Source organism: Hartmannibacter diazotrophicus, assembly GCF_900231165.1.
Classification (GTDB): domain Bacteria; phylum Pseudomonadota; class Alphaproteobacteria; order Rhizobiales; family Pleomorphomonadaceae; genus Hartmannibacter; species Hartmannibacter diazotrophicus.
Genome location: NZ_LT960614.1, coordinates 5299326 through 5318787, shown reverse-complemented (window position 1 = coordinate 5318787; position 19462 = coordinate 5299326). Strand labels below are relative to the sequence as shown.

Here is a 19462-nt window from a genome sequence, read left to right as displayed (position 1 = left end):
CCAGATGGCGTTACCCGGCGACCTCTTGCGTCTGGCGCGGGCGGGCTACGTGCTGGCCCGCGAGGGCGTGCTCACCGTCATGCCCTTTCCCCAGCCGATGCCGGCGGGCCTCAAGCTCGCGCTCGTGTTCGCGCGCCTCATCCAGCGCCGGACGGCCGACGAGAAGGACGGTTCGGCCCGCATCACCGCGGCGCTCAACCGGCTGGGGCCTTCCTATGTGAAGCTCGGCCAGTTTCTCGCAACGCGGCCCGACGTCGTCGGCAAGCAGTTCGCCATCGAACTCTCCGCCCTTCAGGACAACGTGCCCGCCTTCGATGACGCGGTCGCGCGGCGCGAAATCGAACTGGCGCTCGGCAGGCCCGTCGAGGCGCTCTTTGCCGAGTTCGGCCCGCCGATCGCCGCCGCCTCGATCGCACAGGTGCACCGGGCCGAAGTGGAGGACGAATACGGAACCCGCAAGCCGGTGGCCGTCAAGGTTCTGCGGCCCAACGTCCAGGCCCGCTTCCTCGCCGATTTGAGTGGCTTTTATCGTGTCGCGCGGCTGGTGGAGCGCTTCCACCGCCCCTCGCAGCGGCTGAGGCCCGTCGCCGTCGTCGATACGCTGGCGCGCTCCGTCGCGCTGGAGATGGATTTTCGCCTGGAGGCGGCAGCCCTTTCCGAAATGGCGGAAAACATCGCCCATGACGAAGGCTTTCGGGTACCCGGGGTGGACTGGACCCGTTCGGCGAAAAGCGTTCTCGTCATGGAATGGATCGAGGGCCGCAAGCTCTCGAATCTCTCCGGCATTGAGGCGGACGGCCACGACATGCCGGCCCTTGGCCGCCTGCTGATGCAGTCCTTCCTGCGCCATGCCCTGCGCGACGGCTTCTTCCATGCCGACATGCACCAGGGCAATCTCTTCGTCGAACCCGACGGGACGCTGGTGGCCGTCGATTTCGGCATCATGGGCCGGCTCGGCGTCAAGGAGCGCCGGTTCCTGGCAGAAATCCTCTACGGCTTCATCATCCGCGACTATACCCGCGTCGCCGAGGTGCATTTCGAGGCCGGCTATGTGCCGCCGCACCACGACGTCGCCAGTTTCGCCCAGGCGCTGCGGGCGATCGGCGAGCCGCTGCAGGGCCATACCGCCGCCGACATCTCCATGGCGCGGCTCCTCAACCAGCTCTTCGAGGTCACCGACCTCTTCGACATGGCGACGCGGCCCGAACTCATCATGCTGCAGAAGACGATGGTCGTGGTCGAGGGCGTCGCCCGCACGCTGGACCCGCATCTCGACATGTGGAAGACCGCCGATCCGGTGGTGCGCGGCTGGATCGAGCGCAATCTTGGCCCCGTCGGGCGGATCGAGGAGGCCGGCGGCCACATCAAGGCGCTGTGGCAGCTGGCCGAGACCCTGCCGGTGCTTGCCGAACGGGCGACCCGCATCGCCGCCCGCTTCGATGCCGACGAGACGGCCGAAAAGGCGGCGATGCACGTCTTCACGCCGATGACCAACGTCGCGCTCTGGATCGGCGCGCTGTCGCTGATGGCGATCGCGATCGGGATGTGGGCGGGTTAGGTCCCGTCTAGATCGCGGGCGGATTGAGGCGGGCGAAGCCTTCCTGCCGGCGGTAGGGCCAATAGGGATAGGGCGCGGCAACCTCACTGGCGGCGTCGAGCCGGGCGATCTGGTCGGCCGCCAATTGCCATCCGACGGCACCCAGATTCTGGCGCAGCTGTTCCTCGTTGCGCGCGCCGATGATGACCGACGATACCGTCGGCCGCGTCAGCAGCCAGTTGAGGGCGATCTGGGGAACGCTTCTGCCCGTTTCCCCTGCGATCTCATCCAGCGCGTCGACGACCCGGTAGAGGTGCTCCTCATCGACCGCAGGCCCGAAATCCGCCGTCTCGTGCAGCCTGCTGCCTTCCGGAATCGGCTGGTCGCGTCGGACTTTCCCGGTGAGGCGACCCCAGCCGAGTGGGCTCCAGACCATAGCGCCGACGCCCTGATCGAGGCCGAGCGGCATCAGTTCCCATTCATAGTCGCGGCCGATCAGCGAATAGTAGGCCTGGTTGGCCACATAGCGCGGGTAGCCATGGCGGTCGGCAGCGGCCAGCGACTTCATCAGCTGCCAGCCGGAGAAGTTGGAAACGCCGACATAGCGGACCTTGCCGGCCCGCACGAGCGTATCGAGCGCCTGCAGGACCTCTTCGACGGGCGTTGCCGCATCAAACGCATGAAGCTGCAGGAGATCGATATAGTCGGTTCCGAGACGGCGGAGCGCCTCCTCGACCGCCCGAATGAGCCGCGAGCGCGACGTGCCGGCCTCGTTAGGCCCCTCTCCTATCGGCAAACCCGTCTTGGTGGAGATGAGAACCTCCTCCCGGCGGCCCTTGATCGCCGTACCGAGAATCCGTTCCGACGTGCCGTCCGAATAAACGTCGGCCGTGTCGAACAGGGTGACGCCCGCGTCCAGGCAGATGTCGACCAGTCGCCGGGCCTCGGCCTCTTCCGTGCGGCCCCAGGCGCTGAAAAGCGGCCCCTTTCCGCCGAAGGTTCCCGTCCCGAGGCTCAGGACCGGGACCTTCAGGCCCGATGCGCCAAGATTGCGATAGTCCATTTTCGTCTCCGATTGCCGTGCAACGGAGCGAAGATGGCGCCTCGCCAACTTTTGAAATAGATTGCCTCAATCACATGATTCATGAATTCAAGTCACATGGCACGCATCGAAACGAACCGATCCGGTGAAATGGAAGTCTTCACGGGCGTGGTGACGTCGGGCAGCTTTTCCGCCGCGGCCGCGACCTTCGGGATGACGCCGTCCGCGGTCAGCAAGCTGGTCACCCGGCTGGAGCATCGGCTCGGCACGCGCCTCTTCAACCGGTCGACGCGCAAGCTCCAGCTCACGGCGGAGGGGTGTCATTTCTACGAGCGCGCGACCCGCATCCTTGCCGATCTCGACGAGGCCGAGCGCTGCGCGGCGGCGGGCGAGAAGCCGCAAGGACGTGTCCGGATCAACACCAGCGCCTCCTTCGCCAACCACATTCTCATCCCGCTCGTCGTCCGGCTTCAAGGCGACTATCCGGACATCGACCTCGAATTCTCCCTGACGGATCGGGTCGTCGACCTTCTCGAGGACCGCGCGGACATCGCCGTTCGCGCCGGACCGATGAAGGCGTCAAGCCTCATCGCGCGCAAGCTTGGGCAGGCAAGGATGATGATCGTCGGTGCCCCGGATTACCTGGCAAGGGCGGGCCATCCGGCTTCGGCGCCGGAACTCTCCCGGCACCTGCGCCTCGGCCACTCGCAAGGGCTCGATACCGATGCTTGGCCGGTGCTGGACGATGGTGAAACAGTTCTTCTGCCGACAAGCGACCGCTGCCGCGCCAGCGACGGCGAAGCGATCCGGCATCTTGCCCTCGGCGGCGCGGGACTTGCCCGCCTGCCGGTCTTCATGGTGCGGACGGATATCGAGGCCGGGCGGCTGGTCCCGGTCATGGAGGAGGCAAATCCCGGCGACGCCAAGGATTTTCACGCCGTCCATGTCGGGCAGGGAGGGCCGTTGCCGGCGCGGGTCCGCGCGGTCCTCGATTTCCTGGCGAGCCACGCCCGGATCCCCAATGACGTCAGGACAGCCTGACCGGATCGCTTTTCGGACCTGCCGGCGGCGGCAGCATCAGATAGCGATCCCGTGCTGATTGGCGAGGTCCTTCAGCGAGACGGCCGGGCGCGGGCCGACATGGCCGATCACTTCCGAGGCGGCAAGGCAGCCGAGCTTGGCCGCGACATGAAGCGGCTGACCGCGCACGAGGCCGGCGATGAAGCCGGCCGCGAACTGATCGCCTGCGCCGGTCAGATCCTCGACCTTCTCCACGGGATAGGCAACGCCGCGCGCCATGTTGCCGCCTTCGACGACCAGCGCCCCCTCCTCGCCGAGCGTGACGACGCCCATGGCGCAGTCCTTGCGCAACTGGTCGAGGGCGGCAAGGCGGGCCGACGTCTGGTAAAGCGCCTTCAGTTCGCTCTCGTTGGCAAAGACGATGTCGACGAGGCCGGTCCGCATCAGATCGAGGAACTCCTCGCGGTAGCGGTCGACGCAGAAGCTGTCGGAGAGCGTGATCGCCGTCTTGCGGCCATTGGCGTGGGCGATCTCGAAGGCCTTGCGGCAGGCATCCTTGGCGAGCGGCGGATCCCAGAGGTAGCCTTCGACATAGGTGACGGCGCTTGCCGCGACCGTCTCCTCGACGATGTCTTCCGGCGCAAGCGTCACGCAGGCGCCAAGGTGGGTGTTCATGGTGCGCTCGCCGTCCGGCGAGATCAGGATGATCGAGGTTGCCGTCGGCGCACCGCCGACGAGCGGCGCCGTCTCGTAGGCAACGCCCTGGGCCTGGATGTCGTGGCGGAAGATCTGGCCGAAGTGATCGTCGGCGACCTTGCCGATATAGGCGGTGCGAAGGCCCAGCGAGGCCGCGCCCGCCGCCGTGTTGCCGGCCGAGCCGCCCGAAGCCTCGATCGCCGGGCCGATCCGGCCATAGAGCGAAGCCGACTGCTCGGCGTCGACGAGACGCATCATGCCCTTGGTCACGTTCTCCTCAACCAGGATATCGTCCTCGATGCGGGCGAGAATATCGACGATGGCGTTGCCGATGGTGAGGAGATCGAACCTTGGATCAGACATGAACCATCCTGTTTCTTGAGAGGAAAATCGTGCCGTTCTTAAAGAAGCCAGTGCCATAGGGCAAGCCGTCGCTCCCGCACCGGGCCGGAACCGGATGGCCATCGCACTGGATTGGCGTTCGCGGACATCCTATCTGTCCGGTCGAAGCCGCCGCCACGTCACGGCGGATCGTCCTGACGCCGAAGGGGAGTTCTTCCGGTTCATGATCCAAAGCGCCACGCTCGCCTTCCGCCAGATCGTCTCGCCGCCCTTCCGAACGGTGCTGTGGCGCTCGCTCGGGCTGACGCTCGCGATGCTGGCCGCCGCCTGGTCGGTCCTTTACGGGACGTTCCACTATTTCGTGGTGATCCCCTATGACTGGCTGCAGACGCTGGTCGACATCATCACGGGCCTCGGCATCGTCGTCGGCCTCGGCTTTCTCATCGCGCCCGTCGCCTCGATGTTCGCCGGCCTCTTCCTCGACGACATCGCGGAGGCGGTGGAGAGCACCTACTATCCGCTCGACGCGCCGGGACGCGCCGTACCGATCGGCGAAGCGGTGATGTCGGCGGTCCGCTTCACCGCCATCGTGATCGTGGTCAACCTCTTCGTCTTCCTGCTGGTGCTGCTGCCCGGCATCAATCTCTTCGCCTTCTTCCTGGCCAACGGCTACCTGCTCGGCCGGGAATATTTCGAACAGGCGGCCGGCCGCTTTCATTCCCGCGACAGCGTCAAGGCGCTACGCGAGCAGCATGGCGGCACGATCTTCCTTGCCGGCCTCGTCATCGCCGGCGTCCTCGCCATCCCCTTCGTCAACCTCTTGACGCCGCTCTTCGCCACGGCCTTCATGGTCCACATGCACAAGCGGCTTACCGGGCGCCGGCCGGTTGCCCAGAAAGATATCGAGGTCCTGCCATGACCACCTCCCCGACCGAAACCGACATTGCCGAGGCTGCCCAACTCGACGTTCTCGGCATCGCGGAAAGCTGGGCGCGCGAGGGCCGCCAGGTGGCGCTTGCCACCGTCGTCGAGACCTGGGGCTCGGCGCCGCGTCCGACCGGCAGCCATCTGGTCATCGATGCCGACGGCAACTTCCGCGGCTCGGTCTCCGGCGGCTGCGTGGAGGGCGCCGTCGTCGCCGAGGCCGTCGACGTGATCGAGACGGGCCAGCCGAAGCTGATGGAATTCGGCGTTGCCGACGAGACGGCCTGGCGCGTCGGGCTTTCCTGCGGCGGGCGCATCGGCGTCTATGTCGAGAAGGTCGCCTGAACCATGGATCTCGAACTTCTTGCCGGCCTCAACGCCGAGCGCAACGCGCGGCGGGCCGCCCTGCTCGTCACCGACATGACCGGCGGTCCCGGCCGGCTCGTCCGCGAGAGCGACGATTTTTCCGCCGATCCGCTGGCGAACGACTTTCGCGAGGCTTTCCGGTCGGGGCGATCCAAACGCATCGAGACCGCCGAAGCCAATGTCTTCATCACCGCCTGCCTGCCGCCGCCGCGCCTCGTGATGATCGGCGCGGTCCATATCTCGCAGGCGCTTTCCCCCGTCGCCCGGATCGCCGGCTTCGACGTGACCATCGTCGACCCGCGCACGGCCTTTGCCACCGAGGACCGCTTCGCCGGCATCCCGCTACATGCCGACTGGCCGGAAACCGTGCTGCCGACGCTGGCGATCGACCGCTACACGGCTCTTGCGGCGCTAACGCACGATCCGAAGATCGACGATTTCGCGCTTCAGCATGCGCTGGAGAAAGACTGCTTCTATGTCGGCGCGCTCGGCAGCCGGAAGACCCATGCCAAGCGCCAGGAGCGGCTTGAGGCGGCAGGCGTATCGGCCGAAGCCTTTGCCCGCATCCATGCCCCGATCGGCCTTGCCATCGGGGCCGTCAGCCCCTCGGAAATCGCCGTTTCGATCATGGCCGAGATCATCGCCACCCTGCGCCGGTCCGCGCCATGAAGATCACCGACCTGCCTGTCGACAAGGCCGAGGGCGCGATCCTCGCCCATGCCGTGCGGGCAGGGCGGACGCTGAAGAAGGGCACGCGGCTCGCGGCGGCGGACATCGAGCGGCTGAAAGCCGCCGCCGTCGAGACGGTCGTCGCCGCCGTGCTGGACGACAGCGACGTCCACGAGGACGAAGCCGCGCACCGGCTCGCCGAGGCCATCGCGGGTGACGGTCTCGACGTGGAGGCGCCGGCAACCGGCCGCTCCAATCTCTTTGCGCGCGAAGCGGGGCTCTTCAAGGTCGACCGGGCAAGGATCGACGCCATCAACCGCGTCGATCCGGGCATCACGGTGGCCACCCGCCCGGCGGACAGGGGGGCCGAAGCCGGCCGCATGGTCGCGACAGTGAAGATCATTCCCTTCGCGGTTCCGCGGGACAGCCTCGAACGCGCGATCGCGATCGCATCCCCGGAGAGCAGGCCTGTGCTTTCCGTAAAGCCCTACCGCCCGCTGCGTGTCGCCGTGATCTCCACGACCTTGCCGACCCTGAAGCCTTCGGTCATCGACAAGACGCTTTCCGTTCTCGCCGAGCGGCTGGCACCGGCTGGGGCGAGCATCGTCGCGGACATGCGGGTGGCGCATGAGACGGCAGCCATCGCGGACGCGCTTCGAGCGCTGAAGGACCAGCCGGATCTCGTGATCCTCTTCGGCGCCTCGGCGATTACCGATATTGCCGACGTCATTCCGGCCGGCCTCACAGCGGCAGGTGGAACGGTCATTCACTTCGGCATGCCGGTCGATCCCGGCAATCTTCTGCTTCTCGGCGACCTCCGTGGCTTGCCGGTCGTCGGAGCGCCCGGCTGCGCGCGCTCGCCGCGCGAGAACGGCTTCGATTTCGTGCTGGAGCGGCTGCTGGCCGGCGACCGTGTCGGGCCGGACGACATCATCGGCATGGGCGTCGGCGGCCTCCTGATGGACATCGTCACGCGCCCCGCGCCGCGCAGCGGCATCGCTCAGGTCGAGGACAGGCACGAACCCCATGTTGCCGCCCTTGTCCTGGCGGCCGGCCGCTCCTCGCGCATGGGCGCCAGCAACAAGCTGCTGGCCGAGGTCGACGGCGAGGCCATGGTACGCCATGCCGCCAGGGCGGCGCTTGGCAGCAAGGCGCGCTCCGTCACGGTCGTCACGGGGCACATGGCCGAGGAGGTCGAGGCCGCCGTGGCCGACTTCGATGTCGAGGTCACCCACAACCCCGATTTCGCCGATGGGCTGTCGACCTCGCTCAAGGCCGGGCTGATGGCCGTCCCGGAGGATGCGGAGGCGGTCGTCGTCCTGCTTGGCGACATGCCACGGATTTCGTCGGCCATGATCGACCAGTTGATCGGCGCCTACGATCCCGCGACGGGCGCGCTGATCGCCCTGCCGGTGCATGAGGGCAAGCGCGGCAACCCGGTGCTCTGGTCGCGGCGGTTCTTCGACGATCTCATGGGTCTGGAAGGAGACGTCGGAGCCCGCCATCTGATCGCGACGAACAAGGACGCGGTCGTGGAAGTCGAACTGGATGACGCGATCACGCTCGATATCGACACGCCGGACGCGCTTGCCGCCATCGGCGGGCGCCAGCGGGCCTGACAACCGGCGATTTATTCGTCTTCGCCGAAGCGGTCCTCGACGAGGCTTGCGATGGCCGAGAGTGCTTCTTCGGCTTCAACGCCGGAAACCTTGACCTCGATCGTGCAGCCGATCGCGGCGGCCAGCATCATCAGACCCATGATCGACGTGCCAGATACCGTCTGGCCGTCCTTGCTGACCTCGACCTCCGCGTCGAAGCGGTCGACGCATTGCACGAATTTCGCCGAGGCGCGCGCGTGCAGGCCCTTGCGGTTGCAGATTTTGAGTTTGCGGCTGAGGGGATGCGTGCCGCTCTTAGCGGCTGCAAGCGGCTCTTCGGTCATTGGCCGGACAGCACCTGACTGGCGACGTTGATGTATTTGCGGCCGGCATCGCGCGCATCCGTCACGGCCGCGGCCAGCGGCTTGTCATTGCGGACGCTGGCCAGCTTGATCAGCATCGGAAGGTTGACGCCGGCGATCACCTCGATGGCGTCGTGGTCCATGACGGAAATGGCGAGATTGGAGGGCGTGCCGCCGAACATGTCGGTCAGCAGCACCACACCCTCGCCGTCATCGACGGCCTCGACAGCGTGGAGAATGTCATGGCGGCGCTGTTCCATGTCGTCGTCGGGACCGATGCAGATGGTCTCCAGATGCGACTGCCGGCCCACCACATGTTCCAGCGCGGCCCGAAACTCGTCGGCCAGCCGCCCATGGGTCACCAGAACCAACCCGATCATTGTGAACGATACCCCCTACCGCAGGCCTTCTCCCCGCCTGCCTCCGCCGTTCGGCCCGACCGAAAACACCATCGGGACACCATCGCGGTCACTATTAGCTCGCATGAATGCCACATCGCCGCAGCCGTTTCCAGTCGGCCAAAGCCGCCAAGTGCCGATTTCTTCGGCAGATGCCGCATTGCGGCATCAGTCGGGCGGCCTTCCGGCAACAGGGCGAGAGGGGTCCGGCCGCCGTCAGACGGGCGGATCGAGATGGCGCAGCATGGTCCGGACGGTCAGGGCGGCCACGGCCAGATCCATTCCCTCGCCCATGGCGGCGAGTTGCAGTCGCGCAAGGGCGATGCCCTCGATCTCGGTCCGGCTTTCGGCCGGTTCGGGCATGCGGGGCATGGCGGAGGCCGGCCCGAGGTCCACGACCAGAGAGAGCGTGCACTCGGGCTCGCTCGGCCACTTGAGAATGCCGACACCGCGAAGCTCGATGAGGCCGGCGATCGTCTCCGGCACCCGGGCGATCAGCGCGTCGCCCGTCCGTTCGATGATGACACGGTCGTCGGCGACGAGCGCCGCCGATCGGCCGAGTTCCGCCTCATGCTCCAGCAGCGCGAGGGTCAGCACCGACTTGCCGGCGCCGGAGCCGCCACGGATGAGGACGCCGTGGCGACCGAGGCGCAGAGCGTTGGCGTGAAGGGTCGGGGACCGGCCGCGCAACCGCCTATCCTTCGGCCGGCAGGGTCACGATGAAGCGGGCGCCGAGGATGACGTCATGATCCTTCGGATCGCGGCGGTTGGTGGCGACGATCGTTCCGCGGTGCGCCTCGACGATCTGGCGCGAGATCGACAGGCCGAGGCCGGAATTGTTACCGAAACTCTCGCCCTCGGGGCGGTCGGTATAGAAGCGCTCGAAGATGCGGTCGACGACCTCGGTGCGAATTCCCGGCCCCTCGTCATCCACCGTGATGGTGAAAGTGTCGGCCTTGCGGGTGACGGTCACCGTCACCTTGCCGCCGGGGGGCGAGAAGGAGCGGGCATTGTCGATGAGATTGTTGACGACCTGACCCAGACGAATGTCGTGACCAAGGACGAAGAGATTCCGCCGGTCCGTGTCCTTGCCGAAGGCGAGCCGCACGCGGGCGGAGTCCTGCGGCCCGATTTCGTTGGCCAGATTCACGACGCCCGTCAGCAGCGCGCCGATGTTGACGAGTTCGGAATCCTCCCTGGCAAGTTCCGCGTCGAGGCGGGAGGCGTCGGAAATGTCGGAAATCAGCCGGTCCAGCCGGCGCACGTCATGCTGGATGATTTCCATCAGCCGCTCGCGGCTGGCGTCGTTCCTCGCCAGTGGCAGGGTCTCGACGGCACTCCTGAGCGAGGTCAGCGGGTTCTTGAGTTCGTGCGACACGTCGGCGGCGAAGCGCTCGATCGCCTCCATGCGATTGAAGAGCGCGTTGGTCATTTCGCGGAAGGAACGGGCAAGATTGCCGATCTCGTCCTGGCGATCGGAAAAATCGGGAATTTCGCCGCGCGATTTCGCGCCCCGGCGCACCCGGTCGGCCGAGGCGGCAAGACGGCGCAGCGGCGCCGCAATGGTGCCGGCGAGGAGGATCGACAGGATCGCCATGACGCCGGCCGCAACCGAGAAGACGCGCACGATGGCAAGGCGTTCGGCCTCGACGATGGAATCGATGTCGCCCCCTTGCGTGGAGAGCAGCAGGGCGCCGACGACGGAGCGGAAGCGCTGCACGGGAACGGCGACCGAGACGATCAGCTCGCCCTTATCATTCACCCGCACGACGCTCGCCGGCGCACCGGAGAGCGCGGTCGCCACCTCCGGATACCCCTTGCCGTCCGAGCCGCTGCGCTCCTCGTAGACGGCCAGATCGCCGCGCCGGAACCAGTATTTCAGCTCTTCCCACCATCGTGCGATGATCCCGGGATCTTCGTTGGCCGGCGGCGGCAGGTCGAATCGCAGCACCTGCCCGCGGGAATAGAAGAAGCGCGAATCGAGCAGGAGGAAGCCCTCGCGGTCGTAGATTCTCGCCCGTGTGCGCGTCGGCGAAATCAGACGGCGGAGAATCGGCGCGACGCGTTCGGGATTGATCGGGAAGTCGAGTCCCTGCGGATTCTCGTCGAGCCCCTGCGGCGGCGCATCCGCCTGCATCTGCATGAGCTTGTCCGGGTCGATCGTGATCGAATCGGTCTCGACCGTCGCCGAGGCCGCGATCGCGCCGGCGATGATCTCGCCCTGCGTCAAAAGGCTCGCCACCCGGGCGTCGATGAGGCCGGCACGGAACTGGTTGAGATAGAGAATGCCGGACACGAGCGCCAGAAGCCCGGCCAGATTCAGAACGAGAATGCGCCGCGTCAGCGAGGAAAAGGCATGCGACGACATGTTGTGGAAGAAGCGGGCAAGGGCCAGCCGCCACCAGCGCCGCTTGCGCGGGCCGGTTGGCTCCGAGGGCCATATCGGCTCGTCGAGGTCTTCCGGTTCGGCGTCGGCCCGGTCGTCACGCTCGGGCAACGTCGGGTCTTCTCTTCGCGGAACAACCGACGAAGGGTCGCCGTCAATCTGCGATCTTGCCCCCTCGTAGTCGGCTGTCGACATCATCCATCCAACGTTGTGGCTGCCCGACGCGATTTCTCCCCGTCCTCCGGCACCGATGCCGCGCTGCCTCGTCCAGCCGCAAGGCGGTCATGTTTCGGCGCGCGGACCTGCGACGGACGGTCCCGAACCGATCCGCCCGCAGGCTTCCCTAGCTACGCCGGGTGGCCGACCTCGGCAAGTGGGGGCCACACGATTGCGGCGGAAACCGGCTCACATTTCGCGGAAGCGGTATCCGACGCCGTAGAGCGTCTCGATCATGTCGAAGTCGTCGTCGATTGCCTTGAACTTCTTGCGCAACCGCTTGATATGGCTGTCGATCGTGCGATCGTCGACATAGACCTGATCGTCGTAGGCGGCATCCATCAGCGCATTGCGGCTCTTCACCACGCCGGGGCGCTGCGCGAGGGCATAGAGAATCAGGAACTCCGTCACGGTGAGCGTCACGTTCTGGCCGTTCCAGGTGCAGGTGTGGCGCTCGGGATCCATCATCAGCGGGCCGCGATCGATGTTGCGCGCGGTGTCTGTGACCTTCGGCGCCGACGGATCGCGCGGGCTGATGCGGCGCATCACGGCCTTGACGCGCTCGACCAGCAGGCGCTGCGAGAAGGGTTTGCGGATGAAATCGTCGGCGCCCATCTTGAGGCCGAAAAGCTCGTCGATCTCGTCGTCCTTGGAGGTCAGGAAGATGACCGGCATGTCGGACTTCTGGCGCAGCCGGCGCAGGAGTTCCATGCCGTCCATGCGCGGCATCTTGATATCCAGGATGGCCATGTCCGCCGGCGCCTTGGCAAGGCCGTCCAGTGCGGAGGCGCCATCGGTATATGTGTCGACGCGGTAGCCTTCCGATTCGAGCGCGATGGAGACAGAAGCAAGAATGTTCCGGTCGTCGTCGACCAATGCGATGGTTGGCATATCGTCTTTCGTTCTTTCGGGCCGTCTCGGGTCACCGGCTTGCCGCCTTGCGGCATCCCCCTGCATAACCGATCGCGACCGTGCGCCTCTTCCGGCGTCCACAGGCCGGATCTTTCGAAGATGGCTGCTTTTTTCGCCGGAAGAATACGCATAAAATAAGGCATTCACCGCAAAATAGCGACAGCCTCAGCGAGCAGGGCTGGCGTTTTCGCCGCAAATCGGAAACTGTGCCGCGAGCCAGACACCGCCCTCAACGGCAACGGACCTCTCCATGACCGACCGGCCTGACCAATCCTTCGACGCTGCCGGGACAGCGCGCCGCATCCTGACGCAAACCGGGACAGCAGCCCTTGCGAGCCTTGGAGACGCCGGCGCTCCCTTTGCCAGCTTCGTGACCGTGGCGCCCGATGCGGCCGGCTGTCCCCTGCTGCTGCTCTCGCAGCTTGCCGTCCACACCCGCAATGTCGAGCGCGACGGGCGAGCCTCGCTGCTCCTCGTCGCGCCGGGCGGCGAAGGCGGCGATCCGCTGGCCGGTGCCCGCCTGACGCTCGAGGGCCATATCGTCAAGCTCCCGAAGGACAGCGAAGAGGCCGCCGACGCGCGCGCATCCTTCCTCGCGCGCCACCCGGAGGCCGAAGGCTACGCCGGCTTTTCGGACTTTTCCTTCTACAGGCTCGACATCAGCGGCGGGCATCTGGTCGCCGGCTTCGGGCGGATCGTCTCCCTTTCGCCGGAGGACCTGAGAACCGACAGGGCCTGACGGCGCGCCGCCCGGCATCCGGAGCGCGGCGGCCGATCCTTCTTCAGTGCTCCCGACAGTCAGGTCATCGAACTTTCGCCGTCTTGTGCGTACAAGATCGGCGTTCGGCCGGATGACCTCGAGGGATCCGTGAATGTCGATTGTCGACCTACGGGCAATATGATTTCATAGACAGCATACTTTCGGCGCGACCGCACAGAATGCGCCCCGTGTTTGCGTTTATTTCTTAGAGGTCGTGCCTTGAGACCATCCAAGCGCCATTCCGAGATCCTCCGTATCCTGCACGACAACGGCACCACGACGATCTCAGATCTCGCGGACCGCCTCAGCGTGTCCCTGGAGACGATCCGGCGCGACGTGAAGCCGCTTGCCGTCGAAGGACTCATCATCAAGATGCACGGGGCGGTCGCCCTGCCCGAGCGACAGAGCGAAGCCCCCTTCGAGCGGCGCATGCGCGAGCATTCCGAGGCCAAGCGCGCGATCGCAAGGCGGGTTGCGGGCCTTGTTGCCGACGGCGATTCGCTGATGATGGACACGGGGACGACGACGAGCTTCGTCGCCAGGGCGCTGACCGTCAAACATGACCTGACCGTCGTCACCAATTCCGCCGATATCGCGCGGATTCTCTCCGGTGTCAGCAGCAACAGGGTCTACATGGCCGGCGGCGAGATCCGGGGCGACAACGGAGCGGCTTTCGGCACGCCGGCGCTCGATTTCGTCCGCAGGTTCAGCGTCCGCCACTCGATCATCACGATCGGCGCCATCGATCCCATATCGGGCCCGATGGACTTCGATTTCGAGGAGGCCGAGTTCGCCGCCGAGGTCCTGAAGCGCGGCGAGAACAGGGTCATCGTCACCGACGCCATGAAGTTCAACCGCTCGGCCCTCGTCCGGGTGTGCGACTTCGACGATATCGACGCCATCATCTCCGAGGCGATGCCGCCGCCGGAACTCGCGCGCGTTCTCGACGCGCATGGCGTGCCGGTGCTTCTGGCCGATGACCTGGAAGAAACCGCGCCGCCTCAGCTTCCGGCCCGCTGACGGACACGGTCGGTCAGTCGATCGGCGGGCATTCTTTTTACGGCTAAGAAAGAGTTTACGCGCGCGGATGTGCCTTTTCGTAGGCGTCGAGAAGCCGGGAGGTGTCGACGCCGGTATAGACCTGCGTCGTCGAGAGGCTGGCGTGACCCAGCAGTTCCTGAATGGTCCTGAGATCGCCTCCTCCCGCCAGCAGATGGGTGGCGAAGGAGTGGCGAAGGGCATGGGGCGTCGCCCCCTCCGGCAGGCCGAGAGCCCCGCGCAGCCGTTCCATGGTGAGCTGGATGATCCGGGCGCTCAGCCGGCCGCCCTTTACCCCGACGAACAGCGGGCCCTCTGGCGCAAGCGCATAGGGGCAAAGCGCCAGATAGTCGGCGATTGCCCGGCCGACCGTCGGCAGGACCGGCACGATGCGGGTCTTGCCACCCTTGCCGGTCACGCGCATGGCTCCGCCGGACACCGGCGGGCAGTCGGACCGGTTGAGGCCGACGGCCTCGCCGATACGCAGGCCTGCGCCATAGAGCAGCATCAGGACGGCGGCATCGCGCGCGGCGACCCAAGCCTCCTCGGCGGGCTGCTCGTCCGCGTCAACGACGCGCAAGGCATCGGACGCCGCAAGGGGCCTTGGCAGGCGATGCGGCTTCTTCGGCGTGCGCGCCGCGCTGGCAGCGGCCGATGAGGCCAGGCCCTCGCGCTCCAGGTGGCGGATAAAGGAGCGCACACCGGCCATGATGCGCGACAGTGTCGTCGCTCCGGCTCCCTCAGCCCGACGACGGGCGAGAAAGGCGCGAAAGTCGGCCGGCCGCAGGTCGGCGATATCCTTCGGCGACGGCGGCGCTCCCAGATGCGACGTGAGGAAGGAGGCAAACTGGCGGAGGTCACGCTCGTAGGCCTCGCGCGTCTTCGGGGAGAGGCGCCGTACGCCGGCAAGGCCGTCCAGCCAGCGCCCGACCTCGGTTGCCAGGGCCGGCGTCATGATGACGATCGGGGCGGAAGACGTCGGCATGGCGGAATTGACCGGTTGGAGGAGCCGCTGTTAGCGCCGTCCACGCTGTCCGAAAATGCTTGATGCACGGTGAACGCCGCTATCGTCAGGTCGCCGCACGACCTGATCCTCCCGGCAAAAGGCAAGAAACGCAAAGACTTAAGCTCCTGCCCAGCGATGCGTCGATCGTGTGGTTATTTTGTGCAACCTTAAATATTGCACACGCGGCTTGAAGGTATAGACTTCCTCATTGGGGGAGGACATTGCCATGACAGCCAGAGCAAGTCTTATTTCTCTTGCACTCGCGACTGCCGCGCTACTGGCCGGGACCCTTGCGGCATCGGCGACCTGCTCCTGCCGGTTCCAGGGCAGCGAATGGAAGCTCGGCGAGCGCGCCTGCATCACTCTCGGCAACAAATCCGTGATGATGGAATGCCGCATGAACCAGAATGTGACCTCGTGGGCGCCCCTCAAGGGCGGATGTCCGAAGTTGAGCCTGGCATCGCCGATCGAAGACCTGGAGTTGGCCGCCTGGGGGGACTCCTCTCCGGCTCCCGTCAAGGCTTCGGCGCATTCGCATGTGATGCATTACTGACCGTCCGATGGCCGGCGATCGGAAGACGCGGCCATCAGTCTGACGGCCGCGTGTCGTCGGACCTTCACGCGGCGCTCGCCGCCTCGCTTTCGGCGACCTCGCGATTGAGCGTCACATAGTCGATCTTGCCGGTGCCGAGCAGCGGCAGCGCCTCGACCACCTGCACCTCGGCGGGCATCATCAGTTCGCTGGCGCCCTTCTCCTTCGCAAAAGCCTGGAAGTCGCCCCGGCTCGCCTTCTTTTCGGTCGTCAACAGAATGAGCCGTTCGCCCTTGCGCGGATCCGGCCTTGCGACCACCGCGGAGGCTGCCCCCGGCCAGAGCTCGACGGCGATCTTCTCGACGGCGGCGAGCGAGACCATCTCGCCTCCGATCTTGGCGAAGCGCTTGGCGCGGCCCTTGATGGCGATGAACCCCTCCGTATCGATCGCGACGATATCGCCGGTGTCGTGCCAGCCCTCGTGCGGCGGCTGAAGCTCGCGCGGGCGGTCGTTCATCAGATAGCCGAGCATCACATTCGGGCCCCGCACATGCAGGCGGCCCCCCTCGGTGATGCCGTCGACGGCCTCAAGGCGGGCCTCCATGCCCGGCAGCATGCGACCGACCGTGCCAAAGCGATTGAACATCGGCGTGTTGAGGGCAAGCACCGGCGCCGTTTCTGTCACGCCGTAGCCTTCGAGCACGCGCAGGCCGAATTTTTCCAGCCAGACGCGGCGGGTCGCGTCGCGTACCGGTTCCGCACCCGCCACGACGTAGCGCAGCGAGCGGAAATCATAGGCGTGGGCCGAGCGGGCGTATCCGGTGAGGAAGGTGTCCGTGCCGAAGAGCGCCGTCGCATTGGTGGCGTAGACGAGTTCGGGGATGATCCGGTAGTGCAGCGGCGTCGGGTAGAGATAGACCGGCACGCCCGAGACGAGCGGCAGGATGGTCGACGCCGTCAGGCCGAAGCTGTGGAACAGCGGCAGGACGTTGAAGATCTTGTCCTCGCGGCCGAAGTCGATCCGGGCGGCAACCTGCGCGACATTGGCGATCATGTTGGTGGAGGAGAGCACGACGCCCTTCGGCGCGCCTTCCGACCCGGACGTGAAGAGGATCGCGGCCGCATCCTCGCCCTTGCGGGGCACGAGCGGCGTCTTCCACTTCCAAAGGGCACCGAGCTTGTCGGCAAGGGTGATATCGCCCCGGATATCCTCCAGGTAGACGATCCCGACATGGCCCTCGAGCCCGGCGATGAGTTTGTCCAGCTTGCCCTTTTCGATGAAGACGCGTGAGGTCAGGATCGTCTCGACACCGGAGGTCCTGCAGGCGGACAGAATGTTGGCCACCCCGGCGGTGAAATTGATCATCGCCGGCACGCGGCCGGCCGAGGCGAGCGCCAGCACGGTCGCGACCGTGCCATTGGCCGTCGGCAGCAGGACGCCGACCGCGCCGCCGACAGGGGCAAAGCCCGTCAGCTTGCCGCCGAGCGCGCGGGCGCCGACCAAAAGCTTGCGATAAGTGAGCGCGCCGGACACCGGGTCCTCGACGGCAACGCGTCCCGGACCATGCTCCTTGGCCGCCGCGACCACTGCCGCATGGATCGACCGGTCGATGGGCGTCGTGCGGAAGATGAGATCCGACATGACCGAATAGAGGCTCGCCCCGGCGGCCTGGCGGCGGAAGCGGCCGCGCAGATCGTCGTTCACCTCCAACTTGACCGGCGGCAGGATCGTCACGGTCACCTTGGGGAACCAGCGGCGGCGGACCTGGCCGTCAGTGAGGTAGGAAAAGGGCGTCGCCTCAAGGCCCTCGATGCGGACCGGAACGACGTCCGCGTTGGTCTTGTCGGCGATGAGACCGGCGCCATCATAGACCTTCATCAGGCTGCCGGTGCGGGTGATGCGGCCTTCGGGGAAGATCACCAGCGTCTCGCCCTCGTCGACGACCTTGATCAGGCTGCGGGTCGCCATCGGACGGGTCGGATCGAGCGGCATCGCGCGGGTGAGCTTGACGAAGGGCTTCACCCACCATTTCTGGGCGATGGTGTGATCGATGGCAAAGACCGGGTCGTTCTCCAGGATCGCGAGCGCGGCCGCACCATCCAGCAGGCTGACGTGGTTGACGGCGATCACGGCCTTCTTGCCGGCCTTGGCGATATTCTCCCGGCCGCGCACTTCCATGCGGAAGACGATGCGGAAGAAGAGGAAGAGGAAATCGCCGAAGAGGCTCGTCGGCATGGCTCTCGCGATCCAGATGGCGGCGGCGAGCGCGACCGCGGCAAGGCCGAGGAAGACCATGCCGACGCTGGCGCCGGCGGCCTGGGCAAGGCTCATGACGATGGCGCCGCCGACCATGAAGGCGGCATTGAGGATGTTGACGGCGGCAACGACGCGGGCGCGGCGGTCTTCCGGCGCCCAGGCCTGCACGGCGGCGAAGGACGGCACGACGAAGAGGCCGCCGGCCATCGCCAGCACGGCGAGGTCGATCGCCACATGCCAGGCAATGCCCTGCTGGAAGAAGGTCGCGATATCCATGCCCCGGGCAACCGGCTCGTGACCGAGCACGGTGAGGCCGAGATCGAAGGACGCTAGCGCAATGACGAGCGAGGCGATCGGCACCGGGATCAGCACGATGCGACCGTTGCAGAGCCAGGAGGCAAGGGCGGAGCCGAGGCCGATGGAGACGGCGAAGATGGTGAGATAGGCCGAAATGACCGTCTCGTTGCCGCCGAGGATGGCGTCGACCAGCGAGGGCAGCAGCGCCATGGCCACCGCGCCCATCAGCCAGAAGATCGAGACGATGATGCCGCCGCGCCAGAGCTTCCAGTCGGACTTCAGCTCGCTGACCAGATCCCAGGTCGAGCGGGCGATATTGAGACGAACCTTGAGGTCCGGGGCCTTTTCGCCGGTCCTCGGGATCATGCGGGCGGAGATCCAGCTGATCAGAGAGAAGATCATCAGGATGACAGCGATGCGGATCGGGTCGCGGCCGGAAAAGGCGATGGAGGCGAGCACGGTGCCGGCGACGATGGCGATGAAGGTCGCCGCCTCGACGAGCGCGTTGCCGGAGGGCAGTTCCTCGGTCTTCAGGTGGTCCGGCAGGATGCCGTATTTGATCGGCCCGAAGAGGGCGCTGATGGCGCCGAAGAGGAAGAGCGCAAAGAAAAGGACGGGCACGGACTGCAGCAGGAAACCCGTCACCGCGACGCCGGCCGCGCCGATCTCGGCGAATTTCAACCGCTTGGCGATGACCGCCTTGTCGTAGCGGTCGGCGATCTCGCCGCCGAGAGCGGACAGGAAGAAGAAGGGGAAGATCAGCACCGCACCGGCAAGCGTCACCAGTGCCTCGCCGGTGGAGCCGCCGATCTGGTGCAGAATCAGGAAAACGAGCGCATTCTTGAGGAAGTTGTCGTTGAGCGCGGAGAAAAACTGACAGGAAAAGAGCGGTGCAAACCGGCGCGTGCGGATCAGTTGTCCCATCATGGCCTTGATCTCCTCCACCGTCCCGGGCCTTTTGCCGGGCGGTCCCCTCGGGGTCCATATGTGTCAGCCCCCGGCCGTTTCACGCAAGCTGGAACGGGGAAATGGCGCGTTCGTGTTGCGGCAGCGTGACCAAAGAGCTATGAACATCGTTCATTTGCTACACTAGCACGAAGCAAA

At 66.2% G+C, this 19462-nt stretch carries 18 protein-coding genes; 9 read left to right on the top strand and 9 right to left on the bottom strand.

Going from position 1 to position 19462, the window contains the following annotated elements; genetic code table 11:
• Positions 1-4 precede the first annotated feature (4 nt).
• Positions 5-1558 carry a 2-polyprenylphenol 6-hydroxylase gene (ubiB, locus tag HDIA_RS24455; protein WP_099558605.1) on the top strand — a complete coding sequence of 518 codons (1554 nt, stop codon included), beginning with the start codon at positions 5-7 and terminating at the stop codon, positions 1556-1558.
• A 7-nt stretch (positions 1559-1565) separates the two neighbouring features.
• On the opposite strand, the gene HDIA_RS24450 is transcribed toward ubiB, so the two are convergent.
• Positions 1566-2600 carry an aldo/keto reductase gene (locus tag HDIA_RS24450; RefSeq protein WP_099558604.1) on the bottom strand — a complete coding sequence of 345 codons (1035 nt, stop codon included), beginning with the start codon at positions 2598-2600 and terminating at the stop codon, positions 1566-1568.
• A gap of 96 nt (positions 2601-2696) precedes the next feature.
• Between HDIA_RS24450 and HDIA_RS24445 the strand changes: the two genes are divergently transcribed.
• The gene (locus HDIA_RS24445) at positions 2697-3620 is read left to right on the top strand and encodes a LysR family transcriptional regulator (RefSeq protein ID WP_099558603.1); all 924 of its coding nucleotides are present in this window, start codon (positions 2697-2699) and stop codon (positions 3618-3620) included.
• 36 nt (positions 3621-3656) lie between these two features.
• On the opposite strand, the gene HDIA_RS24440 is transcribed toward HDIA_RS24445, so the two are convergent.
• Positions 3657-4658 (bottom strand): adenosine kinase, encoded by a 1002-nt coding sequence (locus tag HDIA_RS24440; RefSeq protein WP_099558602.1) that lies wholly within the window; start codon positions 4656-4658, stop codon positions 3657-3659.
• Between the two features lie 202 nt (positions 4659-4860).
• On the opposite strand from HDIA_RS24440, the gene HDIA_RS24435 reads away from it, so the two are divergent.
• From HDIA_RS24435 to HDIA_RS24420, 4 genes are read left to right on the top strand one after another with little or no spacing between them, the layout of a single operon-like run.
• Positions 4861-5556, top strand: a complete 696-nt coding sequence (locus tag HDIA_RS24435) for a sulfate transporter family protein (RefSeq protein ID WP_099559145.1) — start codon at positions 4861-4863, stop codon at positions 5554-5556.
• Positions 5553-5906, top strand: coding sequence for an XdhC family protein (locus tag HDIA_RS24430; RefSeq protein WP_099558601.1), 354 nt, complete (start codon positions 5553-5555; stop codon positions 5904-5906). Before HDIA_RS24435 ends, HDIA_RS24430 begins: the two co-directional genes overlap by 4 nt.
• A gap of 3 nt (positions 5907-5909) precedes the next feature.
• Positions 5910-6596: an XdhC family protein gene (locus HDIA_RS24425; RefSeq protein WP_099558600.1), complete on the top strand. Its 687-nt coding sequence runs from the start codon at positions 5910-5912 to the stop codon at positions 6594-6596.
• On the top strand, positions 6593-8215 hold the full coding sequence (locus HDIA_RS24420) for an NTP transferase domain-containing protein (RefSeq protein ID WP_099558599.1): 1623 nt from the start codon (positions 6593-6595) through the stop codon (positions 8213-8215). The genes HDIA_RS24425 and HDIA_RS24420 overlap by 4 nt, the downstream gene beginning before the upstream one ends.
• 11 nt (positions 8216-8226) lie before the next feature.
• On the opposite strand, the gene HDIA_RS24415 is transcribed toward HDIA_RS24420, so the two are convergent.
• The 5 genes from HDIA_RS24415 to HDIA_RS24395 all read right to left on the bottom strand — a co-directional run bounded on the left by HDIA_RS24415 (position 8227) and on the right by HDIA_RS24395 (position 12447).
• Positions 8227-8538, bottom strand: coding sequence for an HPr family phosphocarrier protein (locus HDIA_RS24415; RefSeq protein WP_099558598.1), 312 nt, complete (start codon positions 8536-8538; stop codon positions 8227-8229).
• Positions 8535-8936: a PTS sugar transporter subunit IIA gene (locus HDIA_RS24410; RefSeq protein ID WP_099558597.1), complete on the bottom strand. Its 402-nt coding sequence runs from the start codon at positions 8934-8936 to the stop codon at positions 8535-8537. Before HDIA_RS24410 ends, HDIA_RS24415 begins: the two co-directional genes overlap by 4 nt.
• Positions 8937-9170: 234 nt before the next feature.
• The gene (locus HDIA_RS24405) at positions 9171-9644 is read right to left on the bottom strand and encodes an HPr kinase/phosphorylase (RefSeq protein ID WP_099558596.1); all 474 of its coding nucleotides are present in this window, start codon (positions 9642-9644) and stop codon (positions 9171-9173) included.
• A gap of 4 nt (positions 9645-9648) precedes the next feature.
• Positions 9649-11451 carry a stimulus-sensing domain-containing protein gene (locus tag HDIA_RS24400; RefSeq protein ID WP_281259977.1) on the bottom strand — a complete coding sequence of 601 codons (1803 nt, stop codon included), beginning with the start codon at positions 11449-11451 and terminating at the stop codon, positions 9649-9651.
• A 294-nt stretch (positions 11452-11745) separates the two neighbouring features.
• A complete protein-coding gene (locus HDIA_RS24395; protein ID WP_099558595.1) occupies positions 11746-12447 on the bottom strand; it encodes a response regulator transcription factor in 702 nt (233 codons plus the stop codon).
• 271 nt (positions 12448-12718) lie between these two features.
• Between HDIA_RS24395 and HDIA_RS24390 the strand changes: the two genes are divergently transcribed.
• Together HDIA_RS24390 and HDIA_RS24385 are read left to right on the top strand one after the other, a co-directional pair.
• Positions 12719-13207, top strand: coding sequence for a HugZ family pyridoxamine 5'-phosphate oxidase (locus tag HDIA_RS24390; protein WP_099558594.1), 489 nt, complete (start codon positions 12719-12721; stop codon positions 13205-13207).
• A 240-nt stretch (positions 13208-13447) separates the two neighbouring features.
• Positions 13448-14248 (top strand): DeoR/GlpR family DNA-binding transcription regulator, encoded by an 801-nt coding sequence (locus tag HDIA_RS24385; protein WP_099558593.1) that lies wholly within the window; start codon positions 13448-13450, stop codon positions 14246-14248.
• Between the two features lie 55 nt (positions 14249-14303).
• Here HDIA_RS24385 and HDIA_RS24380 read toward each other — a convergent pair whose 3' ends face one another.
• Positions 14304-15251 (bottom strand): tyrosine recombinase XerC, encoded by a 948-nt coding sequence (locus HDIA_RS24380; RefSeq protein ID WP_099558592.1) that lies wholly within the window; start codon positions 15249-15251, stop codon positions 14304-14306.
• A gap of 247 nt (positions 15252-15498) precedes the next feature.
• Between HDIA_RS24380 and HDIA_RS24375 the strand changes: the two genes are divergently transcribed.
• Positions 15499-15825, top strand: coding sequence for a hypothetical protein (locus HDIA_RS24375; RefSeq protein ID WP_099558591.1), 327 nt, complete (start codon positions 15499-15501; stop codon positions 15823-15825).
• A 64-nt stretch (positions 15826-15889) separates the two neighbouring features.
• Here HDIA_RS24375 and HDIA_RS24370 read toward each other — a convergent pair whose 3' ends face one another.
• Positions 15890-19285 (bottom strand): acyl-[ACP]--phospholipid O-acyltransferase, encoded by a 3396-nt coding sequence (locus HDIA_RS24370; RefSeq protein WP_099559143.1) that lies wholly within the window; start codon positions 19283-19285, stop codon positions 15890-15892.
• Positions 19286-19462: the final 177 nt, after the last annotated feature.